At 68.5% G+C, this 14,914-nt stretch carries 14 protein-coding genes and 2 tRNA genes; 4 read left to right on the forward strand and 12 right to left on the reverse strand.

Going from position 1 to position 14,914, the window contains the following annotated elements; all coding sequences use genetic code 11:
- Positions 1-27: 27 nt before the first annotated feature.
- The 3 genes from JHL17_RS34385 to msrA all read right to left on the reverse strand — a co-directional run bounded on the left by JHL17_RS34385 (position 28) and on the right by msrA (position 3,320).
- On the reverse strand, positions 28-1,971 hold the full coding sequence (locus JHL17_RS34385; RefSeq protein ID WP_200199157.1) for a DNA translocase FtsK: 1,944 nt from the start codon (positions 1,969-1,971) through the stop codon (positions 28-30).
- Positions 1,968-2,525: a PAS domain-containing protein gene (locus JHL17_RS34390; RefSeq protein ID WP_200199158.1), complete on the reverse strand. Its 558-nt coding sequence runs from the start codon at positions 2,523-2,525 to the stop codon at positions 1,968-1,970. Before JHL17_RS34390 ends, JHL17_RS34385 begins: the two co-directional genes overlap by 4 nt.
- 153 nt (positions 2,526-2,678) lie before the next feature.
- Positions 2,679-3,320 carry a peptide-methionine (S)-S-oxide reductase MsrA gene (msrA, locus tag JHL17_RS34395; protein WP_200199182.1) on the reverse strand — a complete coding sequence of 214 codons (642 nt, stop codon included), beginning with the start codon at positions 3,318-3,320 and terminating at the stop codon, positions 2,679-2,681.
- A 212-nt stretch (positions 3,321-3,532) separates the two neighbouring features.
- On the opposite strand from msrA, the gene JHL17_RS34400 reads away from it, so the two are divergent.
- On the forward strand, positions 3,533-3,994 hold the full coding sequence (locus JHL17_RS34400) for a hypothetical protein (protein WP_200199159.1): 462 nt from the start codon (positions 3,533-3,535) through the stop codon (positions 3,992-3,994).
- Between the two features lie 20 nt (positions 3,995-4,014).
- On the opposite strand, the gene JHL17_RS34405 is transcribed toward JHL17_RS34400, so the two are convergent.
- From JHL17_RS34405 to JHL17_RS34435, 7 genes are all read right to left on the reverse strand, one after another.
- The gene (locus JHL17_RS34405; protein WP_200199160.1) at positions 4,015-4,857 is read right to left on the reverse strand and encodes a TrmH family RNA methyltransferase; all 843 of its coding nucleotides are present in this window, start codon (positions 4,855-4,857) and stop codon (positions 4,015-4,017) included.
- Positions 4,858-4,905: 48 nt separating this feature from the next.
- Positions 4,906-5,484 carry a YqaA family protein gene (locus JHL17_RS34410; protein WP_042704661.1) on the reverse strand — a complete coding sequence of 193 codons (579 nt, stop codon included), beginning with the start codon at positions 5,482-5,484 and terminating at the stop codon, positions 4,906-4,908.
- Positions 5,485-5,626: 142 nt separating this feature from the next.
- Positions 5,627-6,232, reverse strand: a complete 606-nt coding sequence (locus JHL17_RS34415) for a YgjV family protein (protein ID WP_200199161.1) — start codon at positions 6,230-6,232, stop codon at positions 5,627-5,629.
- 308 nt (positions 6,233-6,540) lie between these two features.
- Positions 6,541-6,936 carry a winged helix-turn-helix domain-containing protein gene (locus JHL17_RS34420; protein ID WP_200199162.1) on the reverse strand — a complete coding sequence of 132 codons (396 nt, stop codon included), beginning with the start codon at positions 6,934-6,936 and terminating at the stop codon, positions 6,541-6,543.
- A gap of 134 nt (positions 6,937-7,070) precedes the next feature.
- Positions 7,071-8,075 (reverse strand): glucokinase, encoded by a 1,005-nt coding sequence (locus tag JHL17_RS34425; RefSeq protein WP_200199163.1) that lies wholly within the window; start codon positions 8,073-8,075, stop codon positions 7,071-7,073.
- A gap of 38 nt (positions 8,076-8,113) precedes the next feature.
- Positions 8,114-9,523, reverse strand: a complete 1,410-nt coding sequence (otsA, locus tag JHL17_RS34430) for an alpha,alpha-trehalose-phosphate synthase (UDP-forming) (RefSeq protein WP_200199164.1) — start codon at positions 9,521-9,523, stop codon at positions 8,114-8,116.
- Between the two features lie 582 nt (positions 9,524-10,105).
- A complete protein-coding gene (locus JHL17_RS34435; RefSeq protein ID WP_200199165.1) occupies positions 10,106-11,044 on the reverse strand; it encodes an N-formylglutamate amidohydrolase in 939 nt (312 codons plus the stop codon).
- 180 nt (positions 11,045-11,224) lie between these two features.
- Between JHL17_RS34435 and JHL17_RS34440 the strand changes: the two genes are divergently transcribed.
- Positions 11,225-11,299: transfer RNA gene (locus JHL17_RS34440), tRNA-Val, on the forward strand.
- A 160-nt stretch (positions 11,300-11,459) separates the two neighbouring features.
- The gene (locus tag JHL17_RS34445; RefSeq protein WP_200199166.1) at positions 11,460-12,311 is read left to right on the forward strand and encodes a transporter substrate-binding domain-containing protein; all 852 of its coding nucleotides are present in this window, start codon (positions 11,460-11,462) and stop codon (positions 12,309-12,311) included.
- A 189-nt stretch (positions 12,312-12,500) separates the two neighbouring features.
- On the opposite strand, the gene JHL17_RS34450 is transcribed toward JHL17_RS34445, so the two are convergent.
- A tRNA-Ala gene (locus tag JHL17_RS34450) sits at positions 12,501-12,576 on the reverse strand.
- A 149-nt stretch (positions 12,577-12,725) separates the two neighbouring features.
- Positions 12,726-13,115: a TIGR02300 family protein gene (locus tag JHL17_RS34455; protein ID WP_200199167.1), complete on the reverse strand. Its 390-nt coding sequence runs from the start codon at positions 13,113-13,115 to the stop codon at positions 12,726-12,728.
- A 422-nt stretch (positions 13,116-13,537) separates the two neighbouring features.
- On the opposite strand from JHL17_RS34455, the gene aroA reads away from it, so the two are divergent.
- Positions 13,538-14,875: a 3-phosphoshikimate 1-carboxyvinyltransferase gene (gene aroA / locus JHL17_RS34460; RefSeq protein WP_200199183.1), complete on the forward strand. Its 1,338-nt coding sequence runs from the start codon at positions 13,538-13,540 to the stop codon at positions 14,873-14,875.
- Positions 14,876-14,914 lie beyond the last annotated feature (39 nt).

Genomic DNA, 14,914 nt, shown 5'->3' on the forward strand with positions numbered 1-14,914 from the left:
GGGGAAGAGGGGATCCTGGCGGATTGGTCAAACCCCCGCGCGTTTGGCCGACAGGCCGGCGTGGGACAGCAGGACTTCGCGCTTGCCCTGATGGTTGGCGGCACCGACGACGCGTTCGGTTTCCATCCGCTCCACCAGCCGGGCGGCGCGGTTGTAGCCGATCTGGAGCTGGCGCTGGATGAAGCTGACCGACACCTTGCCCTCGCGGACCACGAGGTTGACGGCCTGCATGTAGAGGTCGTCGCCGGTCGCGGCCGAACCGCCGTCCTCGTCCTCCACCGCGGCGGCCTCCTCCTCCTCCTCGGTGATGGCGGTGACGTAGTTGGGGGCACCCTGGGCCTTGACGTACTGGACGATCTCCTCGACCTCCGAATCGGAGACGAAGGGGCCGTGGACGCGGGTGATGCGGCCGCCGCCCTGCATGTAGAGCATGTCGCCCTGGCCGAGCAGTTGTTCCGCCCCGGCTTCGCCGAGGATGGTGCGGCTGTCGATCTTGCTGGTGACCTGGAAGCTGATGCGGGTCGGGAAGTTGGCCTTGATGGTGCCGGTGATGACGTCGACCGAGGGGCGCTGGGTCGCCATGATCAGGTGGATGCCGGCGGCGCGCGCCATCTGGGCAAGGCGCTGGATCGCCGCCTCGATCTCCTTGCCGGCGACCAGCATCAGGTCGGCCATCTCGTCGACGATCACGACGATGTAGGGCAGCGGCGTCGGTTCCTGCGGCGTCAGGTCGAAGACGTTCTCCGGCTCGCCGGGCGGGGTGGCGCGGCGCGGCATCTTCTCGCCGGCCGCGATCATCTCGGCCATGCGGGCGTTGTAGCCCTCGATGTTGCGGACGCCGAGCTTGGACATCGCCTCGTAGCGGCTTTCCATCTCGCGCACGGCCCAGCGCAGGGCGACCACCGCCTTCTTGGGATCGGTGACGACGGGGGTCAGCAGATGCGGGATGCCGTCATAGACCGACAGTTCCAGCATCTTGGGGTCGACCATGATGAAGCGGCAGCGCTCCGGCGGCAGCCGGTAGAGCAGCGACAGGATCATGGTGTTGATCGCCACCGACTTGCCCGAGCCCGTCGTTCCGGCGACCAGCAGATGCGGCATGCGGGCGAGGTCGGCGACCACCGGCTCGCCGCTGATGTCCTTGCCGAGGGCGATGGCGAGCTGGGCCGTCGTGTTGCGGAAGGCGTCGTGGTCGAAGCTTTCGCGCAGGTAGACCATCTCGCGCACCGGGTTGGGCAGCTCGACGCCGATCACGCTGCGGCCGGGAACGATGGCGATGCGGGCGGTCACCACGCTCATCGAGCGGGCGATGTCGTCGGTCAGGTTGATGACGGTGGCCGACTTGGTGCCGGGCGCCGGCTCGAACTCGTAGAGCGTCACCACCGGGCCGGGGCGGACATCCATGATCTCGCCGCGGACGCGGAAGTTCTTCAGGACGGTTTCCAGCATCCGCGCGTTACGCGCCAATACCGCTTCGTCATGCTGCTGCACCGGGCGCGGCGGCGGGGTCTGCAGCAGCGATACGGTGGGCAGCGAATAGAGTGCGGGATAGTCCATCGGCTCCGCCGGGGCGGCGGGCGCGCAAGGGACGGCCGGGGCGGCAACGGGCGCGCAGGGGGCAGCAGCCTCCGGCAAGGTCGCGGCGGGCTCCGGGGCAGCGTCGCACGGGGCGGAGGGAGCCGCGGCTTCCGCCGGGTCGCGCGCCTCATAGGCCCATTCGACTCCGGACAGGAAGGCGAAGCCGGCGACCACCGCCAGCGCTTCGTCCGACAGGTTGGTCGAATAGACGGTGCCGGCGCGCGGCGTGCCGGGCAGGACCTCCACGTCCCACATCACGCGGCCGTCGGGGCGCGGGTTGGGGACGAGGTTGAAGGGGCGGCCGTTCAGCGCGCACCACAGATTGAACTCGTCGGCGGTCACCACGCCCGCCTGGGTGGGCGGGGCGGCGAGATGCGGCATACGCGGGGTCATGCCGAGGCTCCCGGCTTCTGAACGGTGAGGGGGACTGGACCGGAGGAGCCGCCGCCCGGCCCCGGGGCCGGCCCGGGGGAGTGTGTCGGCGGACGGGCCGCCAGCTCACGCGGCGTCATTTCGTAGGCGGCGACCAGCAGCTTGTCGATGCTGGTCCCGTCGCTGGACATCGGCAGGACCAGACGTTCGAAGCTGCGGGTGCGCCCGCCGAAGACGGCGGTGTGGACGCGGGCGACGGGCAGCCGCTCGCGGCGCACCGTCTCGTATTCCGGTTGCAGGACGGCGCGCTGTTCCGGCGGCAGATCGTCCAGCGTGGCGCCGAGCCGCGACTGGCCGAAGGCGGCGGCCAATGCCCTGCCGTAATAGGAGTAGACGAAGGTGCCGGCTTCCTCCCCGATCACCTCGAAGACGGCGATGTTGTCCTTCCACGGCCGCAGATCGGCCGGGGCGATGCTGCTGGGGACCGGCGGACGGCCGGCGACGGATTTGGTGAGCCAGAATTCGAGCAGGCCGCTGAGATACGGCGTCGCCAGCTCGGTTCTTTCCTTGGTCATGACAATCGCAGCTGGACGGGCGGCGCTCCGACGGGATGATGCCGCCGGAGCTTTCAAGAGCCGCCGGAACCATACCCGCAAGGGCCGGTGCGGCGCAACCGCAAGGGCCAAGCCCGGCAGGAGCGCCACACTCAAGCTTTCATCGGCGCTTCATCATGCGGCGCAGGTCACGCCGGTGCCGCCAAGCCCGCAATAGCCGTTGGGATTCTTGGCGAGATACTGCTGGTGGTAGCCTTCCGCGAAGTAGAAGGGCGGGGCCTCGCGGATCTCGGTGGTGACCGGGCCGTAGCCGGCCTGGGCCAGCCGCTCCTGGTAGGCGGCCAGCGTCGCTTCCGCCGCCGCCTTCTGGGCGGGGCTGTGGGTGTAGACGGCGGACCGGTACTGGGTGCCGACATCGTTGCCCTGGCGCATGCCCTGGGTCGGGTCGTGCGACTCCCAGAAGACGCGCAGCAGATCCTCCGTCGTCACCATGGCCGGGTCGTAGACGACGCGCACCGCCTCGGTATGGCCGGTGCGGCCGGAACAGACCTCCTCATAGGTCGGGTTCGGGGTGTGGCCGCCCTGATAGCCGACGGCGGTGACCCAGACGCCGGGAACCTGCCAGAACTTGCGCTCCGCCCCCCAGAAGCAGCCGAGCCCGAGGTCGAGAACCTCCAGCCCCGGCGGATAGGGCGCGGTCAGGCGGTGGCCGTTGACATGATGCTGTTCGGGAACCGGGATCGGTTGGCTGCGGCCGGGCAGCGCCTCCTCCGGCGTCGGCAGCGTCGCCGGCTTGCGCAGAAAATGCCCCAGCATGGTCGGGTCTCCCATCAATGACGATCCGTGGGATCGATAACGGTGCGTTCGAGTGACCTCTTATGTCGGGTGGCGGCCGGGCCGCGGCAAGGTGGCGCAGGGAAGGGGAGGATGCAGGGGAAGAGGCTGGGCGCGTCCAGGTCATGGACCTTCCGGCGGTTCCGCGCGTTTGATCCTGTGACCCAGGAGGAACCTGAAAAAGGAGAGCCATCATGGCGAGCACCACCGACGACCGCCTGATCCAGTCGCTGATCGACCACGGCCGCCGCAACGGCAACCGCCTGAGCGCCGAGGCGCTGGGCGGCATCCTGCCCGTGGACACGATGACGCCGGAGGAAACCGCCGCGGTGATCGAGCGCGTCGAGGCGGCCGGCGTCGAGGTCGAACTGGACGATTCCCGTCTGATGCGGGGCCGCCCCAACCCGGCGCCGGCCCGGCAGACCGGCGATTACCACCGCGGCGACGGCGTGGTGGACATGGCGAACCCGGCAGCCCCGGCGGTGTCGGCTCCCGGTGCGGTGCCCTCGCGCCACGGCTGGGCCGACGACATCGCCAACGGCCATGCCGGTGGCCACCATGGCGACGTGCCGAGCTGGAAGCGGAACGGCGTGGAAATGCTGCCGCTCGCCTCCGTCGCCCTGGTGGCGGTGGTGATGATCGCGGCGCTCGGCTAAACGGCCTTGTCCGGCGGTCGTCAGCCGGTTGCCAGTGCGTGGATGAGGATGGCGGCGGTGGCGGCGACGTTCAGCGACTGGACGCGCCCGCTGCCGGGAATGGTCAGCACCGCCTCGCACGCCGCCAGCGTTGCCGACGGGATGCCGTTCTCCTCGTTGCCCAGCACGACGGCGGGCGGCTTGGTATCCTGCTTGCCCCGCCAGCCGGCCAGCGCGCCGGCATCGACCGTCGGCCGGGTCTGGTCCAGGGCCGTCCCGAACACCCGATGGCTGGCCCGCAGCCGTTTCAGCACGGCCGGCAGGGCCGGCGCGCGCTCCAGCACAACCCACTCGAACCCGCCCTCGGCCACGCGATAGGCGGCCTCCGACGGCAGGGCCTGGCCCGGATGGTCGGAGACCAGGACGCGGGGCAGGCCGAAGAAGGCGGCGGTGCGCAGGATGGCGCCCAGATTGTGCGGGTTGCCGACGCCGTCGAGGATCAGCAGCGGTTCCGAGGCCCGGCGCGCGGCCTCGGTGTCGAACAGCGGCAGCGTCCGTGGCGCCATCAGCGCCACCACCCCGCCATGCAGCACCGTGCCGGCGACCTTCGCCAGTTCCTCCGCCTCCACCATGCGGTAGGGTTTGCGGGATGCCGCCATCGCCTTGCAGAAGCCGCCGACCGCCGGCTTCAGCCGCTCGTCGAAGAACAGCCGCTCCACCCGCTCCGGTTCATGGGCGAAGATGGCCGAGACGGCGGCCAGGCCGGCGACGCGGAACAGCTTGCGCTGATCGACGCCGTCCGGGGCCGGAGCGGACGGGATGGCGGGGGCGGCGATCCGGGAGCGGGCGCGGCTGGGTTGGGGCGGACGTCCGCGCGGAGGCATGGAGAACCTGTCTGTCTGGAAGGGGGCGGCCTGGAAAGAGGCGGCCGCCTACAGCAGCTTCACCACCAGGAAGCCGCCGATCAGCGCCACCGCGAACACGCTGGTGACCAGGGTCAGCCGCTTCTCGATGAAGGCGCGGATCGGCGGGCCGAAGAAGTACAGCAGCGCCGCCACCAGATAGAAGCGGATCGACCGCGAGATGATCGACGCGCCGATGAACACCCACAGCGGCAGGTGCGCCACGCCGGCGGTGATGGTCAGCAGCTTGTAGGGGATGGGCGTCATGCCCTTGATGATCAGGATCTCCGCCCCGTACTCGACGAAGGTCAGGCGCAGCTGCTCGAACTTGTCGGTCAGGTGATAGAACTCGATCACCCAGCGGCCGATCGTCTCGTACAGGAAATAGCCGATCATGTAGCCGGCGATGCCGCCGACGACCGAGGCCAGCGTGCAGATCGTCGCCAGCTTCCACGCCGCCTTGCGGTTGGCGATGACCATCGGCACCAGCAGCAGGTCCGGCGGCAGCGGGAAGAAGGAGCTTTCGGCGAAGGACACCCCGGCCAGCCAGGCGGTCGAATCCTTCGACGCAGCCTTGGCCATCGTCCAGTCGTAAAGACGCTTCAGCATGAATGGGCCGTCCTTCGTCGCTGCCGTTGCGGTGCACGAGGCCTCTTTTAAGCGTGACGGTTCCGGTGCGCCAGTGCCCAATTCGATCGCCTCCGGACAGGGAACACCGTCCGGAGGCATTAGCCCGTTCCGGCAGGACGGTTCAGGCGGCGGCGAGACCGCCCTGCACGGGGCCACCCTGACCAGTGTCCGACACCGCATTGGCATTGGCCGCGGGCACCGCTTCCGGTGCCTTGCCCTTGCGGAACCCGCCGCGCAGGCGCAGCAGGTTGGCGGCGGCGCAGAAGGCGTCCGACGCCATGGCGAAGGGCGACATCACCAGCGCGTTGTGGCTGATCCAGAAGCCGCCGGCCACCAGCAGAAGCATGCGCATGCGCACGGCGTCCGATTGCCAGCGCGCGAGCGTGGAGAAGGTGATGCCCAGGCTGGACAGTGCCGACGGCAGGCCGGACCAGGTGAAGAGCGCGATGGCGGCGATGCCGGGCACCGTGGCGGCGAAGACCGCCGTCTGCCAGCGGCTCCGCCCTTCCGGCAGGGCGGCCAGGGCCTGAGCCACCACCAGCAGGCAGAGCGCCGCCGCGGTGTGGGCACCGAGCAGCACGTAGTGGGTGATGAACATCAGGTTGGTCGCGGCCTGCCCGGCCAGCAGGGCACGGCGCTTCTTCATCAGCGGCCACAGGCACGAACCGGCAAAGGCGGCTGCACCGAAGGCGTCGGCGGCGCTGATGGGCAGGGGAAAGGAGAGCATGGCGGGGTTCGGCTCGGAAGCAAGGCAAGGCGGCGCGGCGCCGCGGCTGCGGCCCGTCCGGGTGCCGGAGGAGGAGGTCGGGTCGGGAAAAGCGTTGTTGCCGTTCGATCACGCTGGAGCCGAGCGGCAACAGGGCCATATGTAAGGCGCATCGCCGCACCCCACCATCGGGCTTCCGGTTGCCCTGGGCTGCACCGCGCGCATGGAAGAAAAAACGGACGGCAATGCTTCGCTAAGTTTTGCCGGCGACTTGGATCGGCCGTGCCGGTGACTTGAGCGGCAAATCGGCTGGCAAATCAGGGGAGGGTTCAGCCGGCCGTCGGCTTCGTCCCGGCGGCCCCCGTCGCGGCTTTCGCTTCCGGCGCCTCCTCCTTCAGCACTTCGTCCAGCCAGCGCAGGTGCGGCTCCGCAACCTTGCGCGCCTCTTCCTGCGTCCGGCGGTAACGGGCGACGACCTCCTGCCCCAGCGGGGTCAGGCCGGCCCCGCCGCCCTCGCGTCCACCGACGCTGGTGCGGATCACCGGGTCGCGGAAGGCGGTGTTCATCGTCTCCACCAGGAACCAGGCGCGGCGGAAGGTCATGTCCAGCGAGCGCGCCGCGGCGGAGATCGAGCCGGTGCGGTCGATGGCTTCCAGCAGCGCGATCTTGCCGGGGCCGATGGCGCCCGTCGGGTGCAGGAAACGGACGCGGAGGTCGACAGGCATGGTGTTCCGAAGCGAATCCGAAAGGGTTGGGAACAACCATGTGCGGGCCGCCCTGCCGGTTCAAGCAGCAAGTCGGGCAATAGGGGGAAGCACCGATGGGGTGCGCGATCGGTCGCACCCCCGCCGGCCGAGCGTCACTCCGTCCCGGCAGCCTCGGCCAATCCCAGGAAGGCGGGCAGTTCGTGGGTGACGACATAGGTGGGGACCGGGGCCAGGAAGTCGCGCATCCGGCCCTTCTCCATGAAGTGCATGCGGAAGCGGGAGTGGGTGAACAGCGTTCCCAGCTTCGGCACGATGCCGCCGGCGACATAGACGCCGCCGCGCGCGCCCAGCGTCAGGGCCAGATTGCCGGCGACGGTGCCGAGCATGGCGCAGAACATCTCCACCGCCTCCACGCAATGGGGATCGCTGCCGCTCAGGGCATTGTCAGCCACCTGGGCGGGGGTGAGGGCGGCCGGCCCGCGTCCGTCCAGGGTCGACAAAGCGCCGTAGAGGTTGACGAGGCCCGGCCCGGACAGCACCCGTTCGGCCGAGACATGCTCGAAGCTCTTGCGCAGCTGGCCGAGCACGGCGCTCTCGCGGTCGCTGGTCGGCGCCATGGTGACATGGCCGCCCTCGCCCGACAGCGCGGTCCAGCGGCCGTTGGCGCCCGGTACCAGCCCCGACACGCCGAGCCCGCTTCCCGGTCCCAGCACCGCGACGACGGCCCCCGCCTGCGGCGCGCCGTCGCCGATCTGGCGCCTGTCCTCGTCGGCCAGGCGCGGCACCGACAGGGCGACGGCGGTGAAATCGTTGATGACCACCAAGCCCTCCAGCCCCAGGGCGTCCCGCACCCGGCTGACGGAGAACTGCCAGACCAGATTGGTCATGGCGATGGTGTCGCCGGTGACCGGACCGGCCACCGCAAAGGCCCCGCGCCGCGGCCGGCCGGGGCTGCCGGCCGCCGCCAGCCCGACCGCCGCCAGATAGGCGGTCGCCGCATCCTCGATCGAGGCGTAGTCGGCGCAGCGCAGCACGCGGGTGTCGCGCACGACCCGGCCGTCGATCAGGCCGAAACGGGCGTTGGTGCCGCCGATGTCGGCGACGAGAATGGGGGAGCCGGCGGTGCCGGGAGCGGCGGGGGCGAGGTCGACGGCCATGGATCCGGATCTGCGGTGTTGGTGGGCCGAGCGGATGCTCAGGTGACCGGAAAGTCATACGGTGCGCGGGTCAACGCGTCCACATAGCTTTCACGCCACCAGCCGATATCATGACGCCGCAAGGTCTGCATCAGGGCGGCGTGGCGTTCCTTGCGCTCGCCCAGCGGCATGGTCAGCGCCCGTTGCAGCGCATCGCCGACGCCCTCGATGTCGAAGGGGTTGACGATCAGCGCCTCGCCCATCTCGTGTGCGGCGCCGGCGAACTGGGACAGCACCAGCACGCCCGGATTGTCGGCGTCCTGGCAGGCGACATATTCCTTGGCGACCAGATTCATGCCGTCGCGCAACGGCGTCACCAGACCGACATTGGCCAACCGGTAGAAGCCGGCGAGAATGCGCTGACCGAAGCTGCGGTTCAGGTAGCGGATCGGCTGCCAGTCGAACTCGGCGAAGCGGCCGTTGATGCGCCCGGCCATCTCCGACAGTTCGCGGCGGATGGCGATGTATTCCGGCACGTCCTCGCGCGAGGGCGGTGCGACCTGCAGGAAGGAGACGCGGTTGCAATGCTCCGGATAGCTTTCCAAAAGCTGTTCGAAGGCGGCGAAGCGCTGCGGCAGCCCCTTTGAATAATCGAGCCGGTCGACGCCGATGATGAGGCGGCGGCCGACCAGGCTCTCGCGCAGCCGTTCGGCCTGACGCGAGCGGCCGGCGGTGCGGGCCAGGCTTTCCAGCGCCGGAGTATCGATGCTGATGGGAAACACCTTCGCCAGCAGGGTGCGGCCGAAGGCGCGGATCATGGCCGTGCCGTAGGCGCCGCGCTGCTCCACCGTGCCGTCGGTCTCGGTGCGGATATAGTCGCAGAAGCCGCGCATGTCGGTGGCGGTGTGGAAGCCGACCAGATCGTAGGCGCACAGCTCGCGGATCAGGTCGCGGTGGTTGGGCAGGGCGGTCAGCAGTTCCGGAGGCGGGAAGGGCGTGTGCAGGAAGAAGCCCATCCGCTGCGAGCAGCCGCGGCGGCGCAACTCGTCGCCGAAAGGGATCAGGTGGTAGTCGTGGACCCAGATCATGTCGTCGGGGCGCAGCAGCGGCTCCAGCTTGTCGGCGAAATAGGCGTTGACCCGCTCATACCCCTCGCGCGTGCGCCGGTTCACCGAAATCAGGCCCAACCGGTAATGGAACAGCGGCCATAAGGTCTGGTTGGCGAAACCGTTGTAATATTCCTCGTGGTCGCGGCGGCCCAGATCCAGCGTGGCGTAGGTCAGCTTGCCGGCTTCCGTCCGGGTCGGTTCCGCCTGGGACTCGCCGTCGACGACGTTGCCGCTCCACCCGAACCAGATACCGCCGGTCTTCTTCAAGGCCGCCAGGATGGCGACGGCGAGACCGCCGGCCGCCTGTTTGCCCTCTTCCATCAGGGCCACCCGGTTGGATACGACGACGAGCCTGCTCACGATCTTCTTCTCCTTATTGGCCGCCGGCAGGGCGTTCCGCAGTCCGGACGTTCGGACCGTCCTGGCGGACACCCGACATGGGACCACTACGAAACGACCATCGACGGGCTTGGTTCCGAACGCCGGCCGTCAAGCTCAAGACGATGGTCCCAAGGTCCGGCGTCTGCTGTCCTTTGGGTCATGTCTCTTCACGAAAAGTCATGGTGCGGTGCAGCAAAACTTACTAGGCGCTATCCCGTTCGCGATACCTCGCATTCCCGTTAACTTAATGTAATGAATGATGAATTCGTTTTCCCCTTGAAGTCGGGAGGGAGCGCGATCATATTGTGCAGTGCGGCAACGGTCGCGCCTCGGCGTGGACGTTGGCGTAACGCACTTCTTGGGCGTTTCCTCCCTAGACTGAGGCCGCGGGTTCGCCCGCGGCCTTTTTTTTGGCGTGAAGGCCCGGGATACGGCACGAACGCCCACCGATGCAGGCGGGCCGCGTGCTGCCAAGCCGAAGCTTGGCAATGACGTGATGGGGGAAAACTGTGGCGGGGGCGGGGCAATGCCCCCTCCGTCGGCATCCGCCGCGTCCGTCGGTCAGCGTGGTCCCAAACCATCGGGCGGCAGCAGCCCCAGCGTGTCGACCAACTCGGTCATGTGGCGGGCCAGAACGTCCAGGTAGGGCAGGCGGGTCAGCGCGGTCTCGTCCATGTAGAGGTTGCGGGCGATCTCGATCTGAAGCGTGTGGATGCCCTGGCGAGGCCGGCCGTAGTGCCTGGTGGTGTAGCCGCCGGCATAGGGATTGTTGCGGCTGACGGCGTAGCCCAGCCCCTGCAGGTAATCCTCCGCCGCATCGATCACCGCCGGGGCGCAGGCATTGCCGAAACAGTCGCCTAGAACGATATCGGGATGGCTGCCGCCGCGTCCGCTCCCCCGTCCATTGGTGGTGGCGCTGCCCGACGGCATCGAATGGCAGTCGATCAGCAGCGCGTGGCCGAAGGCGTCGCGGGTTCCGTCCACCAGCCGGCGCAACGCATCGTGATAAGGGGTGTAGCAGCGGCTGACGCGGTCCAGTGCCTCGGCGAAGCGCAGCTTGCCCCTGTAGATGTCCTCACCGTTGGCGACCACGCGGGCGATGGTGCCCAGTCCCGCAGCCACCCGGGGCGAGCGGGTGTTGACATAGGCCGGCAGCGGATCGGCGAACATCTCCGGGTCCAATTCGTACGCTTCGCGGTTGACGTCCAGATAGGCGCGGGGGAAGAGGGCGCGGATCAGCGGGACGCCGAAGCCGGGAGCGAAGGCGAAGATTTCGTCGACGAAGCAATCCTCGGACTTGCGCAATGCGCGCGCATCCAGGCGGGAAGAGGCGAGGAAGGCGGCGGAATAGGCATTCCCGCTGTGCGGCGACGCCAGCACGAGCGGCAGCCGCTGGCTCTGCGGGGCCAGGATCTCGAAGGCCGGTGCGTTGGCCAACGGAGCGGCGGCCGGATCGGTTCCGGCGCCGGAGTCGCGCTGGGCGTCGAAGGAAGCGTCCATGGTCGAATGATGTAATGGACGCTGGCCGCTGTGTCACGGGAGCGGCGGCCGCTCCGCTGCGGACGGATAAAAAAAGCGAATGGAGCAATGAAAGGGCTTGCGTGTCGGCATGGAGGTCGGTATACACCCGCCCACGCCGGACGGAACGACGCCAAGCGCTCTTCCCCCGGTCGCTACAGTGGGCGGTTAGCTCAGCGGGAGAGCACTACGTTGACATCGTAGGGGTCACTGGTTCAATCCCAGTACCGCCCACCATTCTGAAGGCCGCGAACCGGAACGGGTTCGCGGCCTTCGCCGTTTCGGGGGTTTCGGACGCTGCATATCTGAGCCCTGCGTCTCCGGCCCGCATCCCCTCGCCAGGACCCTCGCTGCGCCGTACCATCCGGTCGGCAAACAAAGCATCGGGAGGATCTTCATGCCCATCCGTACCCTGCGCTGCAGCGGCCGGAGCCTTGCCGCCGCCGTCAGCGCGGTCCTGGCCTGTGCCGCCGTCTTCTCTTCTGGCGGCGCCGTGGCGCAGACCGTCGCCCCTGTTGCGCCGGCGGCCGGCCAAGCCGGCGACGCGTCGCGGCTGGATGCCGTTCTTTCGGGCGGCGCGCTGCGTGTCGGCACCACCGGCGACTATAAGCCCTTCAGCTACCTGAACCCGCAGACCCAGAAGTTCGAGGGCATAGACATCGACCTTGCCGAAGCCATGGGCAAGGCGTTGGGCGTGAAGGTGGAGTTCGTGAAGACCAGCTGGGGCAACCTGCTGCCCGACCTGCTGGCCGACAAATACGACATCGCCGTCGGCGGCGTCTCGGTGACGCTGGAGCGGCAGAAGAAGGCGCTGTTCTCCGATGCGTTGATGCGCGACGGCAAGACGCCGATCACCCGGTGCGAGAACAAGGACCGCTTCCAGACCGTCGCCGACATCGACAAGCCCGGCGTCCGCCTGATCGTCAATCCCGGCGGCACCAACGAGAAATTCGCCCGGGCCAACATCCACAGCGCCCAGATCGAGGTGCATCCGGACAACGTCACCATCTTCGACCAGATCGTCGCCGGCAAGGCGGACCTGATGATCACCGATGCGGTGGAGACCCGGCTTCAGCAGAAGCTGCATCCGGAACTGTGCGCCATCCATCCGGACCAGCCCTTCGACTTCTCGGAGAAGGCCTTCCTGCTGCCGCGCGACATCGTGTTGAAGCTGTGGGTCGACCAGTGGCTGCACCAAGCCGTCGCCACCGGCCAGTATCGGGCGGTGTCCGATCGCTGGCTGAAGTAGATCGGATCGCCTGCGGCGCCGTGCGTTCACTATGAAACGCACGGCGCCGTGGGGGCTTTGTCCGGCGATCGGATTCACGCTTCGGACCGGTATCGATGCCACCCGATCCGATGTGAAAATCGGACCCGATCCGACAGGATGCAAAAGCACCAAGGGCCCGGCGATTGTTCGCCGAGCCCTTGGTCGATTTGGTGGAGCCAAGGAGGATCGAACTCCTGACCTCTACAATGCCATTGTAGCGCTCTCCCAGCTGAGCTATGGCCCCTTTGTCTCTGGGGGCCGGTCGTTTCCGTCCGGCCTTGGTGGAGCGGGATAATAGTCAGGACGTGGAGTGATGCAAGCGGAAAATTCGGTCTTTCGCGCTTTTCTCATCACTTCGCCGGCCTTCGCCGCCACCACCGGGAAGGGCGCCGGTCAGCGCTCCTCCTCGTCCTCGCCCTCGACGTCGACGACCTCGTCCATGTCGTCCTCGCCCAGTTCGGACGTGTCCTCGATCAGGACGTCGTCCTCGTCCTCGGTGGTGTCGTCGGCTTCCTCGATGTCCTCGACGGCCATCTCGTCCTCGACGTCCTCCAACTCCGCGGTCTCGGTTTCCGTCTCGGCCTCTTCCTCGTCCTCAGCCACGACCGCCACCTTCTTGGTGTCGTCGGCCGGGGCCGGACGGGCCTTGCGGGACTTCAGCAGAGCCTCGGGGTCGAACTGCGCGCCACAGCTCGGGCAGACCGGCGGGTCCTTGCGCATGTCGTAGTAGCGAGCGCCACAGCTCGGGCAGATGCGCTTGACGCCCCATTCGGGTTTGGCCACGCCACGTCCTCCGTCACAAAAAATCAGGGGTTCTCAAGAGGCGCCCTTTGCCATGCCCTGCGACGCTTGTCAAAAAAAAGATGAAGGAGCCGGGTGCCGGCATCGTCGCAACGGCGGCGGGAAAGAGGTATCCCTCCTGGGCAGGGATTGCCTTTACAGGGCGTTAACCATAACTGGCTAGAACGGACCTGCACACCGTGCAACTCCTCCATTTGGTTTCCTCCTTGAACTCGGGGCCGCCTGCGGGCGGCCTCTTTTCATTTGCGCCGAACGGAACTGGTCAGGCGCGCGCCGCCGCGGCCGGCAGCTTGGCCCCTCTCGCATCGGAGCGGGGGCTGTGATAGGAACGGCGGCCACAACCGCTTCCCGTTCCGATCCGAAGGACCCGTCCCATGACGCAGGCCCCCATGACGCAAGCCCCCATGACGCATGTGCGGCCGCTGCGTTCCACCGCCACCGGTGCGATCCGGGGCGGCATCCGCGTGCCCGGCGACAAGTCGATCTCGCACCGGTCGCTGATGCTGGGCGCCGTCGCCGTGGGCGAGACGGTGATCCATGGCCTGCTGGAGGGGGAGGATGTCCTGCACACCGCGGCGGCCATGCGCCTGCTGGGGGCCGAGGCGGAACGGAACGACGAGGGAGTCTGGCGCGTGCGCGGCGTCGGGCTGGGTGCCCTGGCCGAGCCGGCGCAGGTGCTGGACATGGGCAACAGCGGCACCGCCGCCCGCCTGCTGATCGGGCTGGTCGCCGGCCATCCGATCACCTGCGTGTTCACCGGCGACGCCTCGCTGAACAAGCGGCCGATGGCCCGCGTCACCAAGCCGCTGGAGGAGATGGGCGCGCGCTTCGTCGGCCGTTCCGGCGGGCGGCTGCCGCTGACCGTGGTCGGCAGCGGCGAACTGGTCCCGATCACCTACCGCCTGCCGGTGGCCTCCGCCCAGGTGAAGTCGGCGATCCTGCTGGCCGGCCTCAACACCGCCGGCGCCACCACGGTGATCGAGGCGGAGCCGACGCGCGACCACACCGAGCTGATGCTGCGCCATTTCGGCGCCACCGTGACCACCGAGCGGCTTGCGGACGGCGCGCTGGCCGTCACCGTCATCGGCCAGCCGGAGCTGACCGGCCGTACCATCCATGTGCCGGCCGATCCCAGCAGCGCCGCCTTCCCGGTGGTCGCCGCCCTGCTGCGGCCGGGGTCGGATCTGCTGCTGAACGACGTCGGCATGAATCCGCGCCGCACCGGCCTCTACGACACGCTGGTGGAGATGGGGGCCGACATCGCCTTCGAGAACCGCCGCGACCAGGCGGGTGAGCCGGTCGCCGACCTGCGGGTTCGCCACAGCGCCCTGAAGGGGATCGTGGTGCCGGCCGACCGTGCGCCCAGCATGATCGATGAATATCCGGTCCTGGCCGCCGCCGCCGCCTGCGCGGAGGGCACCACGGTGATGCTGGGCCTGAAGGAACTGCGGGTGAAGGAAAGCGATCGCCTCGCCATGGTGGCCGAAGGGCTGACCCGTTGCGGCGTGTCGGTGGAGGTCGGCGCCGACGACAGCCTGACCGTGCACGGCACCGGAAAGCCGCCGAAGGGCGGCGCCACCGTCGCCACCGCCATGGACCATCGCATCGCCATGAGCTTCCTGGTGCTGGGCATGGCGACGGAACAGCCGGTGTCGGTCGACGACGGCGCCTTCATCGACACCAGCTTCCCCGGCTTCGTCGGGTTGATGAACGGGCTCGGCGCCGCGATCGTGGAGGCGTGAGGCGATGACGCAGCCGCTATCCAATCAGGACTCTCCGGT

Source organism: Azospirillum endophyticum (assembly GCF_016595245.1).
Taxonomy (GTDB): Bacteria; Pseudomonadota; Alphaproteobacteria; order Azospirillales; family Azospirillaceae; genus Azospirillum; species Azospirillum endophyticum.